This window comes from Sphingobium sp. SA2 (assembly GCF_032227065.1).
In the GTDB taxonomy this organism is placed as follows: Bacteria; Pseudomonadota; Alphaproteobacteria; order Sphingomonadales; family Sphingomonadaceae; genus Sphingobium.
The window spans coordinates 1,163,120-1,179,247 of sequence record NZ_JAPMXX010000001.1 but is presented as its reverse complement, the minus strand read 5'-3'; the positions used below and the strand labels follow the sequence as shown (position 1 = coordinate 1,179,247).

At 63.0% G+C, this 16,128-nt stretch carries 18 protein-coding genes; 2 read left to right on the top strand and 16 right to left on the bottom strand.

Annotated elements, in window-relative coordinates; genetic code table 11:
- Positions 1 to 84: 84 nt before the first annotated feature.
- Entirely contained in the window at positions 85 to 2,421 is a 2,337-nt protein-coding gene (locus tag OVY48_RS05600) for a membrane-bound PQQ-dependent dehydrogenase, glucose/quinate/shikimate family (RefSeq protein WP_037478676.1), read from the bottom strand.
- Between the two features lie 47 nt (positions 2,422 to 2,468).
- The gene (locus tag OVY48_RS05595; protein ID WP_237748883.1) at positions 2,469 to 2,921 is read right to left on the bottom strand and encodes a nuclear transport factor 2 family protein; all 453 of its coding nucleotides are present in this window, start codon (positions 2,919 to 2,921) and stop codon (positions 2,469 to 2,471) included.
- A gap of 164 nt (positions 2,922 to 3,085) precedes the next feature.
- Here OVY48_RS05595 and OVY48_RS05590 point away from each other — a divergent pair, with 164 nt between their 5' ends.
- Entirely contained in the window at positions 3,086 to 3,610 is a 525-nt protein-coding gene (locus tag OVY48_RS05590) for an ester cyclase (RefSeq protein WP_037476425.1), read from the top strand.
- Positions 3,611 to 3,658: 48 nt separating this feature from the next.
- On the opposite strand, the gene OVY48_RS05585 is transcribed toward OVY48_RS05590, so the two are convergent.
- The 12 genes from OVY48_RS05585 to OVY48_RS05530 all read right to left on the bottom strand — a co-directional run bounded on the left by OVY48_RS05585 (position 3,659) and on the right by OVY48_RS05530 (position 12,795).
- On the bottom strand, positions 3,659 to 4,576 hold the full coding sequence (locus tag OVY48_RS05585; RefSeq protein WP_052027698.1) for an alpha/beta fold hydrolase: 918 nt from the start codon (positions 4,574 to 4,576) through the stop codon (positions 3,659 to 3,661).
- Positions 4,577 to 4,592: 16 nt separating this feature from the next.
- Entirely contained in the window at positions 4,593 to 5,348 is a 756-nt protein-coding gene (locus OVY48_RS05580) for an SDR family NAD(P)-dependent oxidoreductase (protein WP_037476430.1), read from the bottom strand.
- A complete protein-coding gene (locus tag OVY48_RS05575; protein WP_081912913.1) occupies positions 5,345 to 6,184 on the bottom strand; it encodes an alpha/beta fold hydrolase in 840 nt (279 codons plus the stop codon). Before OVY48_RS05575 ends, OVY48_RS05580 begins: the two co-directional genes overlap by 4 nt.
- A gap of 16 nt (positions 6,185 to 6,200) precedes the next feature.
- Positions 6,201 to 6,755, bottom strand: coding sequence for a VOC family protein (locus tag OVY48_RS05570; RefSeq protein WP_235209598.1), 555 nt, complete (start codon positions 6,753 to 6,755; stop codon positions 6,201 to 6,203).
- Between the two features lie 21 nt (positions 6,756 to 6,776).
- Entirely contained in the window at positions 6,777 to 7,166 is a 390-nt protein-coding gene (locus OVY48_RS05565) for a MaoC family dehydratase (protein ID WP_037476437.1), read from the bottom strand.
- Positions 7,163 to 7,621, bottom strand: a complete 459-nt coding sequence (locus OVY48_RS05560; protein WP_043150256.1) for a hypothetical protein — start codon at positions 7,619 to 7,621, stop codon at positions 7,163 to 7,165. Before OVY48_RS05560 ends, OVY48_RS05565 begins: the two co-directional genes overlap by 4 nt.
- Before the next feature lie 9 nt (positions 7,622 to 7,630).
- Complete coding sequence (locus OVY48_RS05555; RefSeq protein ID WP_037476442.1) at positions 7,631 to 8,794, bottom strand: acyl-CoA dehydrogenase family protein; 1,164 nt, start codon at positions 8,792 to 8,794, stop codon at positions 7,631 to 7,633.
- Between the two features lie 64 nt (positions 8,795 to 8,858).
- Positions 8,859 to 9,413 carry an NADPH-dependent FMN reductase gene (locus OVY48_RS05550; protein ID WP_037476443.1) on the bottom strand — a complete coding sequence of 185 codons (555 nt, stop codon included), beginning with the start codon at positions 9,411 to 9,413 and terminating at the stop codon, positions 8,859 to 8,861.
- Between the two features lies 1 nt (position 9,414).
- Positions 9,415 to 10,191: an SDR family oxidoreductase gene (locus OVY48_RS05545; RefSeq protein ID WP_037476444.1), complete on the bottom strand. Its 777-nt coding sequence runs from the start codon at positions 10,189 to 10,191 to the stop codon at positions 9,415 to 9,417.
- On the bottom strand, positions 10,188 to 10,928 hold the full coding sequence (locus OVY48_RS05540; protein WP_076605511.1) for an alpha/beta fold hydrolase: 741 nt from the start codon (positions 10,926 to 10,928) through the stop codon (positions 10,188 to 10,190). Before OVY48_RS05540 ends, OVY48_RS05545 begins: the two co-directional genes overlap by 4 nt.
- Positions 10,925 to 11,890, bottom strand: coding sequence for a VOC family protein (locus OVY48_RS05535; protein WP_037476446.1), 966 nt, complete (start codon positions 11,888 to 11,890; stop codon positions 10,925 to 10,927). Before OVY48_RS05535 ends, OVY48_RS05540 begins: the two co-directional genes overlap by 4 nt.
- Before the next feature lie 53 nt (positions 11,891 to 11,943).
- A complete protein-coding gene (locus OVY48_RS05530; protein ID WP_037478689.1) occupies positions 11,944 to 12,795 on the bottom strand; it encodes a fumarylacetoacetate hydrolase family protein in 852 nt (283 codons plus the stop codon).
- Between the two features lie 129 nt (positions 12,796 to 12,924).
- On the opposite strand from OVY48_RS05530, the gene OVY48_RS05525 reads away from it, so the two are divergent.
- Complete coding sequence (locus OVY48_RS05525; protein ID WP_193378856.1) at positions 12,925 to 13,629, top strand: GntR family transcriptional regulator; 705 nt, start codon at positions 12,925 to 12,927, stop codon at positions 13,627 to 13,629.
- A gap of 7 nt (positions 13,630 to 13,636) precedes the next feature.
- Here the strand turns inward: OVY48_RS05525 and OVY48_RS05520 are convergent, their stop codons facing one another.
- Positions 13,637 to 14,419 (bottom strand): SDR family NAD(P)-dependent oxidoreductase, encoded by a 783-nt coding sequence (locus tag OVY48_RS05520; RefSeq protein ID WP_037476449.1) that lies wholly within the window; start codon positions 14,417 to 14,419, stop codon positions 13,637 to 13,639.
- Positions 14,420 to 14,445: 26 nt separating this feature from the next.
- The gene (locus tag OVY48_RS05515) at positions 14,446 to 16,116 is read right to left on the bottom strand and encodes a class I adenylate-forming enzyme family protein (protein WP_156106212.1); all 1,671 of its coding nucleotides are present in this window, start codon (positions 16,114 to 16,116) and stop codon (positions 14,446 to 14,448) included.
- Positions 16,117 to 16,128 lie beyond the last annotated feature (12 nt).

Genomic DNA, 16,128 nt, shown 5'->3' with positions numbered 1-16,128 from the left:
TGATCCTCCCTCATGTCGTTGGACAACATAGGAAAGGGACGGCGGATCTTGCCCGCCAAACGATAGGATCGAGCCGACGGCCGATCATTTCTTTGGCAGGGCATAGGCAATCAACTGGTCGCTGGAACCAGACAGCATCGCGCCGTGGCCACCGGCCGCGATCACCACGAACTGGCGCCCGCTGGCGTTGGACCAATAGCTGCTGGGCGACGCATTGCCGCCGGCGGGCAGGCGCGCTTTCCACAGCAGGCGGCCGGTCGCTGTGTCATAGGAGCGGAACGCATGTTCCTGGGTCGCGCCTATAAACGTCAGCCCGCTGGCCGTCGCCACCGATCCGCCGATATTGGGCACCCCCATCGGAATCGGCACGAAGGTCGGCAGCGCCAGCGGCCCGCTGTCGCGCGACGTGCCCAGCAGGCGACTCCACACCATCTTCCCGGTTTTCAAGTCCACGGCATTGATCCGGCCATAGGGCGGCTGCTGGCAGGGAATGGCAAGCGGCGACAGGAACGGCGCGATCTGCGCGGCATAGGGCACGCCCTGTTGCGCCGCGGGGCCACCGACATCGCCCATATGGACGGCGTTCATCGGCTTGATGCCGCGCCGGTTGGCCTCTGCGCGCGGGATCAGGCGGTTATAATTGCCGACCTGGTTGTTGTTGACGATCATCAGCGCGCGCCGGGGATCGACCGAGACCCCGCCCCAATCGATCCCGCCCAGATAGCCGGGCCAGGTGATCGTCGGATGCTGCGTCGACAGCGGCGTCATGTCGCCATCGAACCGCGCCTCCCTGAACCGGATGCGGCAGATTGCCTGGTCGATCGGGGTCAGCCCCCACATGCCCTTTTCCGTCGGGCGTGGCCCGGTAAAGCTGGGGATGCCGACCGAATAGGGCTGGGTTTTCGACAGGCGTTCGCCCGGCACCACCCCCTGGGGCACGGGGCGTTCCTCGACCGGCAGGATCGGCTTGCCGGTCGCGCGGTCGAGGAAGAAGATTTCGCCGCGCTTGGTGGGCTGGAGCAGGCCGCGCACCCCGCCGGGCAGGTCGATCAGCGTGGGCTGGGCCGGCACGTCATAATCCCACAGATCATGATGCGTCGTCTGGAACGACCATCGCACCGCGCCGGTCATGCCGTCCAGGGCAATCACCGAACTGGCGTAGCGATCATCGTTGGCCGTCCGGTGCCCGCCGAAATAATCGGGCGTGGCGTTGCCTGTCGGCACATAGACCAGGCCCAGCGTCTCGTCCGAACTCATCGGCGCCCAGCTATTGGGCGTGCCGGGCGTGAATGTCGCGCCGGGCGCCGGCAGGCCATGGTCGTCGGGGCGGCCGATGTCGAATGCCCAGGCGAAATCGCCGGTCACTGCATCGAAAGCGCGAATGACGCCCGACGGCTCCCTGATCTTCTGCCCGTCCGTTACCCAGCCGCCCAGCACCAGCCGCCCGCGCACCAGGGCGGGGGGCGAAGTGACGAAATAATAGCCCTTGTCCACCTGGCCCAGCCCTGTCTTCAGGTCGACCTGTCCGCCGCGCCCGAAACCGGGGCAGGGCCGCCCAGTCGCGGCATCCAGCGCGATCAGCCGCGCGTCGAGCGTGGCGGTGAAGATGCGTTCGGCGCAGGCCCCCGTAGCGCCGGGCACTCGATAATAGGTCACGCCCCGGCACACCAGGCCATAGACCCCGGCCAGGTCGGTCTTGGGATTATGCCGCCACAATTGCCGCCCGGTTTCCGGGTCCAGCGCGATCACGTCATTATTGCCCGCGCACAGGAACAGGCGGTTACCGACCTTGATCGGGTTGACCTGAAAGGCGGTGCCCTGTTTGCCGTCGCCCACCTTGCCGGTGCGATAGGTCCACGCCGGTTGGAGGTTGCCGACATTGGACGGGCTGATCTGTTCCAGCGCGGAATAGCGCGATCCGCCTCGGTCGTTGCCATAGGCGATCCAGTCACCATCGGCCGCGCTGGCGGGGGCCGGACCCCATATCCGACTCGCCGCGGCAGGCGTGCGATCGGCCCAGAAGGCCAAGCCGACGCCAGCCACCACGATCAGCGCCAGCGCGGGCCACAGCACACGTCCGCCCGGCAACGGGGCGGATCGCCCGACGTGGCGCCGATAATAGGGGGTCAGCATATAGAGGCCAAGGCACAGCGGCATGGCCAGGCGCGGGGCCAGCGCCCATCCGTCCAGCCCTACCTCCCACAAGGCCCAGGCGAGGTTCGCCGCCAGAAAAGCCCAGAACAAAGCGATCGACAGCGGAGCTCTCCGCCAGCCGAGCAGCGCGACGACGACCATGACCAGCCCGGACAGCAGATACCAGGGCGATCCGCCGAGCATCAGCAAACGCCCACCAAGCCATGCAAGCGAAAACCCCGTCACGACAAGCAGGATCAGGAAGGCGGCATTAAGGAAGCGTTGCATGAAGGCACCTTGGCGCACGGGGGCAGGGAAGGGGGCGACGGATGCGATCAGGCAGGCAGTTGTGCGGTCAGCCAGTCGGGCACGTTCATGCGATAGCATTTCTGTTCGTACAGGCGGCTGATCCGCCATCCCGCAGGCGTGCGGACATAATCATGGATATACCACAGGCCGAAAACCAGCGTCTCGGCGTTCGTGCCATCGCTGACGGTCATGGGATTGATGCAGACGGTCTTGGTCTGCGCGCGGTCGCCATCGATGTTGTAGCGGGTGGTCGATACCCCGTGCTGGAACGCCAGGATCGGCGTCAGGCTGCTCGCCAGAAACTGTTTGATCTCGGCCAGGCTGCCCGAAACGCCGACCATTTCGGAATAGTCGATCACCGCGTCGGCCGTGAAATACTGGTCCAGCGCATCCCAGTCGCGGCTGTCGACCGCGTAGCAATAGCCCACGATCAAATCCTGTATTTCGAACCGGTCCGACATCTCCTGCACGGTCAGCATCACCCACTCTCCTTCATTCTATAGAATGATTGGTCGCACAGGCCGGTTGGCCAGCCGCCTTTCGTTGGGTAGGTGTCGAAGGGATAGCGACAGGGGATGAGGCGTTACCGCAGGCACATGTCAGCGGGCCAATTTGCCTCAAGCATTTATCTAGGAGAGTATAAATGGGTCTAGCCCCGTTCACCGAAGCCGATTTCGTCCTGTCCGCAGAGACACGGGCTGAAATCACCGCCGGGCTGACCGACAGCCAGGCATATATGGTCAATCACTGGATGGACCTGCACGAAGTCATTAATCGCGGTGACTGGGACGGCATGGATGCCTTCTTCAATACCGACACCATGACCTATGACAATCCAAACCGGCCGGACCTGGGCACCTATCATGTCTGGAAAACCTCGCCGCAGGGCCTGTACACCACTTTCCCGCCCAGCATCTATCGCACGATCAAGGCATGGGGCCGGGGCGAGGATGAAATCTGCGTGCTGTGCCATCATCATGGTAAGCATACCGGCGGTCCCTATATGGGCGTCCAGCCGACTGGCAACGAACTCAACGTCCTGTGGTTCTCCTGGCTGCGCTTCCGCGACGGCAAGATCGACCATATCTATTCGATCTCGGACGTGCTGACGATGCTCAAGGATCTGGAAGTCATCAAGGTGCCGCAGCCGGTCGACCCGTATAAATAAGCAAGCGTGGCCCCGGCCGCCTTCTGGGTGGCCGGGGCAATATCTTCATCAGCCGATGGCACCGATATGGTCGATCCACCGGTGCAGCATCGTCCAGCTTTGCAGCCGGGTCGATGCGAAATTATGGCAATGGGCTGCTTCCGCCAGCGTCGTCAGCGTGACATGGCGCGATCCGCAATACTCCGCCGGTTCGGCATGGGGTTCAGGGCTTACGTCGATGTCGGCAAAATGCAGATAGACCGGCGCGGCGATCGCGGCAGCCTCCGCCGCAACGCCGCCGGGCATGATGGCCAGCCGCCCATAGCTGTTGGGCGTCAGCGACGCCCGCGCATCGTCGGCTGCGATCACCGTTTCGGGCACGTCTGCTGCATGGAAATAGCCGTGCATCGCCGCGCGATTGGCCGCGCCATAGCCTGGCCCTGCCACCTGCGCCCCGATGGCGGATTGCACCTCGTCCGACATGGCCAGACCAATATTGGTAAAGCCAAGTACCGCGACCTGATCGAAACTGGCCCATTGCGCCTGTTGCACGATCGTCAGCATTCCGCCCATCGAATGGCCGATGCCGGTTATCCGCCGCGTGCGCCCCGCGATATGCGCGCCCCATTCCCCGACCTCCATCCGTTCCAGAACCGCCGCCAGCGCCAGATGATGCGCTTGTGCGCCGACATGGGGTGTCAACACATCTTCCCGGCCCGGCTGGCTGCTCTCGCCCATACCCAGCGCGTCCAGCGCCAACACCGCCTTGCCCTGTGCCAAGCAATGATCGACGAAACTATAGCCCGGCCATCCATCAATCTGCGCATCCCAATACCAGCGGCTATAGGTGCCGCCATGCAGGCAAACGAGCAGGTCGATCGGGCCATCGGGCAGTCTGTCGGGTATCGCCAGTGTTGCCGCGATCTGGATCGGTTCGCCGAAATCGACCGCGGTTTCGACGTTCAGGGACAGTGTGAACTTCGGCATGGATCGCTCTATCCGTTCAAAGGCTGAAGCCGCCATCGACGATCAATGTCTGGCCAGTAATGTAGCGCGCGCGCTCCGACGCCAGGAAGGCAACGGCCTGCGCAATATCCTCGCCATCGCCAAAGCGCTGGAGCGCGATCCGCTTGCGCTGCGCTTCCCAGATGGCGGGCGTGTAGAGGGTGGTGAGAAATTCGGCCCCCAGTCCCGCGTTGATGATGCCGGGCGCAACCATGTTCGCGCGGATGCCATAGCGGCCTTCCTCTTTCGCAATGGCGCGGCCCAGCGCCTCGATCCCCGCCTTGGGCACCGAGGACAGGGCATCGCCCGGCGGGAAGCAATAATTGGCGACCGACACCACCGATACGAAATTGCCGAAACCCTGCACGCGGAAGTGGGGCAGCGCGGCGGCGACGATGCGGGTAAAGCCGATCAATTCGACCTCGATCACCTGCCGCCATTGATCCTCGCCGATCTGACTGACGAAGGGTTGGGCAATGTCCACACCGCTGGCGAAAATCACCGTTCCTATCGCACCGAACCGCGCCTTGACGTCGGCAAAGCCGCTCTGGATGCTGGCCATGTCGGACAGGTCGGCATGGACGGCAATCGCTCGGTCCTGGCGTCCGCGCAGCGTGTCGATCACCGCGCGCGCCTTGTCCGCGCTAGAGCGGTAGCCGATCGCCACGCCATCCCATTCGTCCGCGAGTCGACGACAAATGATGCCGCCTAGCCCGCCCGTACCGCCGACGACAAAGGCCGCACCCCGGTTCATAGCGGCAGATACGTGGTCAAATGTCGGAGCAGCCGTTCGGCAAAGGCGTCATTATGGTCGCCGGTGAACATATGGCCCACGCCATGCGCGACCTCGACCTCCAGTTGCGGGGTCAGCGCCTGAAACTGGCGGACACTCTCGTCCGACACGATCTCGCTCAGTTCCGCCTTCACCAGAACGACCGGCGTGGTGACGCGCATCGCGGCTGCCACCAGCGCTTCGCCTTCGGATGGCGGATGCAGAAATTCCTGCGAAGTCGTGCGCGGATCCCAGTGCCAGAACAGCCGCTCGCCATCTGTTCGCATCGCCTTGGCCAGGCCCGACACATCGGCCACACGTGGCTGGCCCAGATGGCGGTGCAGCGCATCGGCGGCCTCGTCCAGCGACGCGAAGCCCGCTTTACTGGCGCGGAAGAAACCGCGTATCTCCTCCACTCCGGCGTCGTCGATATGCGGCGCAACGTCGGCCAGCATGATGAGGCGCACGCGATCGGGATGGCGCGACCCGCCGACCAGCGCGCACTGGCCGCCGCGAGACGCGCCCACCAGCGCGACGGGGCGGTAAAGCGCCATCAGGATCGCCTCGACATCGCGGCCATAGGCTTCCAGCAGATAGTCGCCATCGCTGGCCCAATCGCTGTCGCCATGGCCCCGCAGGTCGAAGGTCAGGCCATAATAGCCCGCCTGTGCCACCCGCCGCGCCGATCCGGCCCAGGACCGCCGACTTTGCCCGCCGCCATGGAAGAAGCATACGGGCGGCGCGGTCGGGTCGCCATAGGCGTCCGCGACCAGGGTGATGCCGTCGCCCGGCAGGCTGATCCGGGTCGCGGACATCATGCCGGGCGCTCCGTGCTTATTCGGCGGCGATCGGCGGCGCGATTTCGGCGAAGCACTCATGTTCGCCGGGACCGGCATAGGCGAACTTGCCCGGCGCATGGTGCCATTTGCCGTCATTGCGGCTCTCGTAGGGCGACGCCACTTCGATCATCGCGCCATGCGTGCTCTTGTGGCCGATCCAGCTCCACTTCTGCCAGGTCATGTCGGGGTCGTTATGGGTCTGGCCGCCACCGGGCAGGTGCAACCCTTCGGCCCGCAGCTTCTCCATGGCACCTGGCACATCGTCGGTCGAATAGCAGAGGTGATGGACATGCTCGCCCACCTTGTCCAACCGGTCGCCCATCGGCGTGCCGGGGGCGGGCTGGATGAACTGGATTTCCGTGCCGCCGTCATTGACGAAGGTCGCCCATTTCATGCCCGCGTCCGCACCGCTGGAAAATTCGTCATATTTAACCAGGCGCTTTTCCAGGCTGGCTGGGTCCAGCACGCGCAGGATCTTGGTCCAGTCCACGATCGCGGTGTCCAGGTCGCGCACGACCATGCACACATGGGCAAAAGGTCCGCTTGGCATAATCTTATCTCCTCGGAATTTTTAGATTTCTATCGTCGCCGTGCCGGAATTGACGGTGCCCCGTCCCTCGACATCCAGCGTGAATGCGCAGGTGATGCTGTTTCCCTCGATGGTCGCGACCGTGCCGGTCACGGTCGCGCGGTCGCCGCCATAGACATTGTCCAGAAAGCGCGAATCCATCGCCTTGATCCGCCCGCCGGGGAAAGCGCGCATCAGCATGTTCATCATATAGGCGACGTTCGCCGGGCCCTGGTTGATGACTCGGTCGCCCAGCCCCTTGGCCTTCACCACCTCGACATCCAGATGGATGGGGTTAGGATCGGCCAAGAAAATCGCCCATTGCTCCATCGCTTCGGCGCTGACGCTCTCGATCGTGAAGGGCGGCAACGTGTCGCCGACGGCATAGCTCATGCGGCAAACTCCTTGCGCGGCAGCACCCAGACATTATCGGTTTCCAGAACCTGCATCCCGTCCAACAGATGCAGGCGCAGGCGATAGGTCAGCACGTCCATCACGCCCAGCTTGCGGCTGCGCTTGCGGATCAGGCTCAATATTTCGCCCGTCACCTTGTAGCTTGTCCCGACCATCAGCGGCGCGTCGAACTTGACGCCGCTGCTGCCCATCATCGGACCGTCATCGACATCGAACTGGCAGGCTTCGCACACGCCCGCGACGGTCTTGCCCATCGCAACCTGCGTGGCGACATAATAATAGATCGGGTGGGCAGTGCCGTCGCTGGCCGGTTCGATCCCGGTGGATCGGCACAGCGCGGCATTCTCTTCCGCGCTGATCGTGAAGACCGTCGTGCCGTCCAGCGATATGCCGGCAGCGTCGGGAGCGGGGGGCAGGGTGTCGAGATCGCTCATGGCTGGTCCCTAATAAGAGCGCGGCAGGCCGAGGCTTTCGGCGATCGAGTTGCGGACCATCTCGTTGCTGATCGGCGTCATCCGCAAAATCCGGTGATCGCGCCAGTAACGCTGCATGTCGGTTTCCGCCGAATAGCCCATGCCGCCCAATATCTGGATGCCAAGGTCGGCGGCCTTCACCGCATTTTCCGTCGCGACCATCTTGAGCATGTTGGCCTCGACGCCGCAATTCATGCCATTGGACTGCATCCACGCGACATTGTTGAGCAGCAATTCGGTAGTCTTCTGCCAGGTCGCGATATTCGCGACATAATGCTGCAACACCTGGAACCGCCCGATGATGCCGCCAAAGGCCTTGCGCTGGAGCATATAGGCCAGCGCATCTTCCAGCACCCCGTCGATCGCGCCCAGGCATTGCGCGCCGACCATGATCCGCTCATTGTTCAGCGTCGGCAGCATCGCGTACCAGGCCTGCCCCGGTTGCCCCAGAACGTCCGCATCGGGGACGAACACATCCTCATAATGGACCTCGCACGACCCCATCGCGCGCATCCCCAGCTTGGGCAGCAGCGACGCGGTGATGCCCGGCGTCTTGGCATCGACGAAGAACATGGTCAGGCCGTGATGCTTCTTTTCCACATTCTTGTCGGTGCGGGCCAGGACGAGCAGGCGGTCGGCCGCCTTCGCGCCGGTCGTCCACATCTTCGCCCCATTCAGTTTCCAGCCGCCATCCACCTTTTCGGCATGGGTCTTCATTGCGCCCAGCACATCGGTGCCGCCATCGGGTTCGGTCATGGAAAGCGACACGCGCAGCTTGCCCTGCGCCATCGGCCGCAGCCAGCGGTTCTTCTGTTCCTCGGTGCCGACCGCACTGATCGTCTTGGCCCCGCCAAAGGATGTCAGGCCCCACACCCACAGCAGTCCGCCAGCAGTCCGCGCAAATTCGCGCGCGAAGATCATCTGCATCATGACGTCGCCGCCCAGGCCGTCATATTCCTCTGGTATGCCGATGCCGAAGAAGCCCTGCTCGGCAATCTTGTCCCACAGCGCGTAGGGGTAATTTTCCTCGTCGGCCTCCAGCGCGCGCATCCAGTCCTTGGGCGCCTCTACATCGACCCAGCGGCGCACGATGTCGCGAAACGCCTGCTGCTCCTCGGTGAGCGAAAAATCCATTGTCTTTCCTGTTCTCTTTGCCCGACTATTGGGCACCTGTCAGGGTCTTTGAGAACCTATCCTCTTATAGGGTCGAACGATTATAAAATTGAAACAGTTGATCCACCATCATGCCCAAATGGGCGGGAATGGGATTTTGTTCGACTGGGTCTCCAGTTTCACCGATGGTATTGATGGCAATACCCAATGGTGTCGGCCAGCCGCGCAAGGCATGAGTTATGACACGCAACTGTTGAAGTGTGGCGACCGCGGCTTGCCACCCCGCCGCCGTGGCAATGCAGCCGACCGGCAGGCCGTCAAAATAACAACGATCATCCCGATTCAGATCTTCAACATAATCCAGCGCATTTTTCACAAAGCCGGAAATCGCACCGTGATAACCGGGTGATCCTAAGATGACTGCGTCAGCGGACCGCAGCGTTTCGACATAGGCGCTGGCAAGCTCAGATCGAACTGCATTTTCCGGCGAATAAAGCGGAAAGTTGATGGCATCGCCAGATAACAATGTCGTTCGCGCACCTCGTGTCTCGGCAAGGGCTAGTGCTTTGCGAAGCGCGCGCTCGGTTGAAGAGAAGGCGCGCAAGGTGCCGCCAATAGCCACAAAATGAAGTTGACCCATATTAGATCGACAATCCTCCTTCGACCGGAATGACCGAACCGGTGACATAGGCACCCGCGCGCGACGCCAGATAGATGGCCGTTCCGGCCAAATCTTCCGGCGTCCCCACGCGCCCGCGCGGCACCATGCCCTCCACCATTTTGCGCATCTCGTCCGACGCGATCACCGTCATCTCGGATTCGAAAAATCCCGGTGCGATCACATTGGCGGTGATGTTGTCGCGGCCCAGTCGCTTGGCCAGCCCCTTGGCCAGCCAGTGGATTGCGCCCTTTGACGCTTGATAGGCGTAATTTTCTTTCGGCCCGACCTTCAGCGCGCCCACCGAGCCGATATTGATGAGCGAAGCTGGCCGTTCCGCCGTGCCGCCCGCGCGCAACAATGGCAGGAATTTCTGGAGGATGAAGAAAGGCGCCTTCAGGTTCAGGTCGATCACCTGGTCCCAGTCGTCCTCGCTATAACCGTCAATCGGTGCATCGGCCATCGTCCCGGCATTATTGACTAGCATGTGCATCGCGTCTTCGCGCGCAGCCACCTGCGCCACCAGAGCGTCGATCCCAGCAAGGGTCGACAGGTCGGCGGTCAGGCCGATGCAGGTGCCACCGGTTACCTCGCTGATCGCCTGCGCTGCCGCCAACACCTTGGCCTCGGTTCGGGCGCAGATATAGACCTTCGCCCCGGCCGCGGCGTAGCCGGTGGCAATATGGCGGCCGATGCCGCTCGACCCGCCCGTGACAAGCGCAACGCGGCCCTGCACGGAAAAAAGCGCGTCGATATTCATGGCGCGCCCTTAGAGGCTGCGATCTTCAGGATCAGGTCGACCGTCCCTTCGGGATCGCCCACCAGCAGCGCATGATCACCCGGATGGTCGTGGATCGTCCAGCCCAGCGCCCGCGCGCGATGATGCATCGCGGTCATGACGGTGATGGCCGCCGCAATATAATCGACAGGCTTGGTGATCGTTTCAGCCCCTATAGGAATGACACAGGATGTCGCCCGCATCGGCTGGTCGGTGAGATTATCGAGCAGCCATTGCTGCCGGTCAGCGTCCATCAGATGCGGGTGCGTCTTGGCCGCGTCCCGCTGCATCACATCTACGCCAGAGCCTATCGGCCCTTCGCCTGCCTCCAGCATCGCGTCCAGGCCAGCGAGTTGGTCTTCGGGTACATAGCCCATCAGCGACGCGATGCGCTCGCCTGAATGGGGCACGATGGCGTCCAGATAAATGACGCTGGCGATGCGGTCGCCCGCTTGCGCGATCACGCCCGGCGCCACCGTCCCGGCATAGCTGTGCGCGACCAGCACGACATCATGCAGATCCTCATAATGCAGGACGTTGACAATATCCTGCACATGGACCGTGTTGCCGACATGCCGGCCGGTCAGGTGCGCGCGCTCGCCAAAGCCGGTGAAGGTCGGCGTATAAACCCTGTGCCCCCGCGCTTCGAGCAGCTCGCGGACATATTTCCAGGTCCAGCCACCCATGCCGCCGCCGTGGAGTAAAACAAATGTGGTCATGGCAGGTCAGCCTCCGCAGGTTCGGTGTTCTGGATGAATTCGGGGAAGGGGTCCGGCCCCCACAGGAACATGCTATCTTCGGGCGCATGATTGGCTGATGGCCATTCGACGTCATGGGGAATGAAGTCGATGTCGGCCGAATATTCGCTGAAACTGCCCCATGGGTCACGGACATAATAGAAATAATTGGCCCCCAGCACATGCTGGCCCACGCCCCAGTTGGGACCATAGCCCGCCCGCGCCATAGTCGATCCGCCAAGGCCCACTTCCATAACGGAGCTTACGTCCCAGCTATTATGATGCATCCCGCGTCGGTCCGACAGGACGAGTGCGAGCAGATGATGGTCGCTGCCATGCACGCCGTGCAGAAAGGCGACGCCCGGCTCGCTCTTGTCAGACAGGCGCAGGCCCAGCGTCTTTTCATAATAAGTGATGGCCGCGTTCACATCGGTCGTGAAGATCGCGAAGTGCGACAGGCGACGGGGATGGACCTTGGGTGCCTGGCTGTTGAGGATCGCGCCGGACTGACCGGGCGGGGCGCTGGCAAAGGAGAAATGGCTTTTTTCGGCCGGCGTCGCCTTGTCGGCCGGGCGGATATTGATCGGCAGGCCATCAAAGCCGCTGAACCAGATGCCCTGCGTGTCCGCACTCGTAGGCGCGTCGATATAGGTGACGCCACAGGCATCGAGATGCGCGGCAAACGCATCCATCTCGTCGGCATAGACGCCAAAGCTCAGATAGCGCAGTTGCTTGGCGCCCGCGCCCTGCGTGATGACGCCCCAGCGATGAAGATTGCCCTGTGTGAAAAGATGCAGCCTGCCGTCGCTCTCGCGCACGTCCAGACCAAAGAGGCTGTAGAAGCGGCGCGCGTCCTCCAGATCCGGGACGGCCAGCGCGAAATGGTCAATCGAATGGACGCCCAGTACATTGGCGCGCCGCCCGGCGATGCTCTTGTCGTTCATCCTGTCCTCCTTGGCATGTCGGGCGGCGGATCGTGCCGCCGCCCTTTCGCTGCTCAGGCCGCCTTAATCGGGTTGACCAGCAGGCCGATTTTCTCGATCTCCACTTCGCACACATCGCCATCCTTCATGAACAGCGGGGGATTGCGCGCCAGGCCGATGCCGGACGGCGTCCCCATCACCAGCACGTCGCCCGCCTCCAGCGTGAAGCAGGTCGAGAGCAGGGCAACGGTATCGACCACGTCGAACACCATGTCGGACGTGTTGGCGCTCTGTACGGTCTGGCCATTCAGGCGCGTCTCGATCTTCAGGCCCGCGCCGCCCGCGGGCAGTTCGTCCGCCGTCACCAGCCATGGCCCGAACGCGCCGGTATCGTCGAAATTCTTGCCGACGGTCCATTGCGGGGTCTTCAGCTGATAATCGCGGATCGACCCGTCGTTGAACACTGAATAGGCGACGATGTGCGACAGCGCGTCTTCCTTGGCGATATCCTTGCCGCCCTTGCCGACGACTGCGACCATTTCGGCTTCATAGTCGAGCTGGTCGGAGCAGGGCGGCTTGATGATGGGCGCGCCATGGCCGATCAGGCTGCTATTGAACCTGCCGAACACGGTCGGGAATTCGGGCACCTGGAAACCACCCTCTGCCGCATGGTCTTTATAGTTCAGGCCCAGGCACAGGATCTTGGGCGCCTTGATCAGCGGCGGCAGGAACGTCAGATCGTCGATGGCAACATCCTTGCCGCCTGCCACGACCGCATAGCCTGCCTGCGTCAGCGCGCCGCCGCCCTGCGCGATCAGCGCGTCGAGATCATAGAGCGCGGCATCGCCGAACAGCGCCTTGACGCCCGCGCCGGTATCGACCGCCAAACCGGTCTGCCCATTTTTCGAAACCTTAGCCAAACGCATGATTCTATCCTCCTGATACCCTGCCACCGTGAGGGCCGCCGCCGTCCAGGTCAACATGAAATATATTCTGATAACCGAAATATACTATTTGTATTTGCCTCTGGTTTCAAAACTGCTATGGCTTTGGCGATGATGAAGAAGCTGAGCCTGACTGAGCGGGCCTATCGCCAATTGCGGGACGATCTCCTGACGTGCCGGCTGGTGCCGGGCGATCGGATCAATATCAAAGACGTGTCCGACAATCGCGGCTTCAGCCTGGGCGCGGTGCGCGAAGCCCTGTCGCGCCTGACGTCCGAAGGTTTCGTGACGCAAGACGATGCGCGGGGCTTTCGCGCGACGCCGATTTCGATCGGCGACCTGATGGATCTGGTGACAGTGCGCAGCGATATAGAGGGGCAATGCCTGCGACGCGCCATCGCACGCGGCGGGCTGGACTGGGAATCCGCGATCGTCAGCGCCGCCCATCGCCTCAGCAAGACGCCGACCCGCGATCCCACTGATCCTGCCCGCCTGAACGAGGATTATGCCGACGCCCATGGCGCATTCCACCATGCTTTGGTGGCCGCCTGCGACAGCCCCTGGCTGCTGCGGATGCGCGACTGGCTCTACGCGCAATCGGAACGCTATCGCTACCTGACCGTCCCGCTGGCGACCGGCGAGCGCGACTTGGTCCATGAACATAGCGATATCGTCACCGCGACGTTGCGTCGCGACGCCGATCGGGCGGTCGCGCTGCTGGGCGATCACTTGGTGGCGACCGCCCGCCTGCTGGTTGATGCACAGGACGGCGCGATGCGCCTGCCGGGCCAGAAAACACAGGTGCGGGCGGCCTGACCCCATCCTAATTCTGCCGCTTCTGCCCGGTGCCGCCACCACTGGCGGGCATCAGCATGTTGCTCATCCCGCCATCGACCAATATGTCGATGCCGCTGATGTGCCCCGCATGGGGCCCGATCAGGAATAGGATGGCGTTGGCAACATCCTCCGCCACGCCCAGCTTGCGCAGCGGTATGGTCGCCTCGCGCTGGTCGCGCCTCGCCGGGTCGTCATAGCCTGCTGCCGTCATCGGCGTATAGGTCGGGCCAGGGGACACGGTGTTGCACCGAATGCCGTCCGGTCCCCATTCGATGCTGAGCTGCCGGATCATCATCAGTAACGCGGCCTTGCTGCACGAGTAGAAACCTAGCGCAGGCGTCGGCGCGGTGGCGGACATGGATGCGGTGGCCACGAACGCCCCGCCGCTGGCCTTGAGATGCGGATGCGCCGCCTTGGCCAGCAGCCAGGCGGACCGTGTGTTAATCGCGAATATACGGTCGAAGTCGCTGGCGGGCAGATCAATCAGCGCCCCGCCCATGATGATTCCGGCATTGCTGATGACTGCGTCGATCCCGTCCATATGCGCCATTGCCGCCGCGACGATCCGGTCGCCGCAATCCAGCTCGGCTAGGTCGACCACGCAGGTCGCCGCCGCCGGTCCGATCGCATCGGCTACGCTCTCAAGATTGGCGGCATCCCGATCGGCCAACAGCAACTGATGCTCGCCCGCGATTACGCTGCCTGCGGCCAGCAATTGCGCGCAGGCCCGCCCGATGCCGCTCGCCGCGCCTGTGATGATGACCCGCATTCAACCTCTCCTATTTTTCTGCCTTGTCAGTCGCTCAGGCCTAGTTCGGCCATCAGCGCCGCGCGCAGTTTGAACTTCTGGATCTTCGACGCCGACATCGGCCATTCGTCGATAAATCTTATGTGGCGCGGCACCTTGAACGACGCCAGGCGCGATTTGGTGTAGGCGATCAGTTCGTCCGGCTCCACCGCGACGTCGCCATCGCGCTCGATATAGGCCGCCGGAATCTCGGCCAGCCGATCGTCGGGCAAGCCGATGACCTGCGCCAGCCGCACGGCTGGGTGGCTGGCCAGCACCGCCTCGACCTCGGCCGCTGCGACATTCTCGCCACCGACTTTCAGCATATCCTTGAACCGGCCATGGAACATCATATGGCCGTCCGCATCGATCGATCCGATGTCGGCGCTATGATACCATCCGTCCACGTCGATCGCTTCGGCGGTCTTTTCCGCGTCGCGATAGTAGCCGTCGAACAGATTATAGCCCCGGATCAAAATCTCGCCCCGCTCGTCCACGCCCCGTTCCGCGCCGGTATCGGGGTCGACGATCTTCATCTCGATCCCGGCGAGCGGGTAGCCCAGTTTTCTGAAACCCATTTCCGGGTCCATAGCTGGGCCGCCAGTGGTGACGATGCCGGTCGCCTCGGTCATGCCCATGGTGCCCACTTGCAGCATATTTGGGGCCTTGTCGCGATAGGCCTGCCCAACCCGGTCCGGCATGAACGCAAAGCAGCTATTTTGCAGACGGACGGATGACATATCCGTCTTGTCCCAATCGGGGTGAGCAATCATCGCCTGATGGAAAGTGACGAAGGGCAGGAACATCATCGTCACCTGCTCCGCCTCGATCTGGCGCAGGCTTTCCCCGGCGTCGAAATGCGGCTGGCCGATAAAGGTGCCGCCTACATCCATCGCTCCCAACATGCACAGCATCGCCGCGATATGGAACAGTGGCAGCGGCGACCAGGCCCGCTCGTCAGGCTGGAAGCCCCAGCGATAGCGCGCCAGATTGTTCGCCTCGCGCGTCACTGCCTCATGGCTGAGCAGGCACCCCTTGGGATTGGCCGATGTGCCGGAAGTGTAGAGGATCATCGCGGTATCGCGCACCCGCACGGTCAGGCGCGTGTCGTGGATGTCGCTTTCGCTGACGCTTTGTACCGCCGCATCGAACCGGGCCTGGTCGACGAAGCCGGGCGCGGAACGCCCGCCCAGCATGATGATCTGCGTCAGCAGCGGCGTGCCTGCAAGGGTCAGGGCAGCGGGATCGGCCGCTGTCGGTAGGTCGGGAAAGGCCTCCACCAGCCGCGCGCCGAAATCGACATGCTCGGTTACCAAATCATTGGTCACGATCGCGCGCAGATCGGCATTTTGCGCGACATAGGCCATTTCCGGCGCCTTGTAGCGCGCGTTCATCAGCACCGACACCGCGCCACACATCGCGTTGGCGAACAGCGCCTCGACAAATTCTATGCTGGACGGCAGCAAGATGCCGACATGGTCGCCGCGCCCGATGCCCAGCGCCTTCAGTCCGCGCGCGCGGTTAATTACGCCAGCCACCACATCATCATAGCTTTTGCGTTCGCCCGGAAATACCAGCGCCTCCTTGCCGCCGCCCTTGTCCCACCCCTTCATCAGCAGGTCGCCCAGGGTTGTCGCAGAGATGCGAATTGCGGCGCTGTTCTCGCCCTTGATGCCCACGAAAGCCCGCTC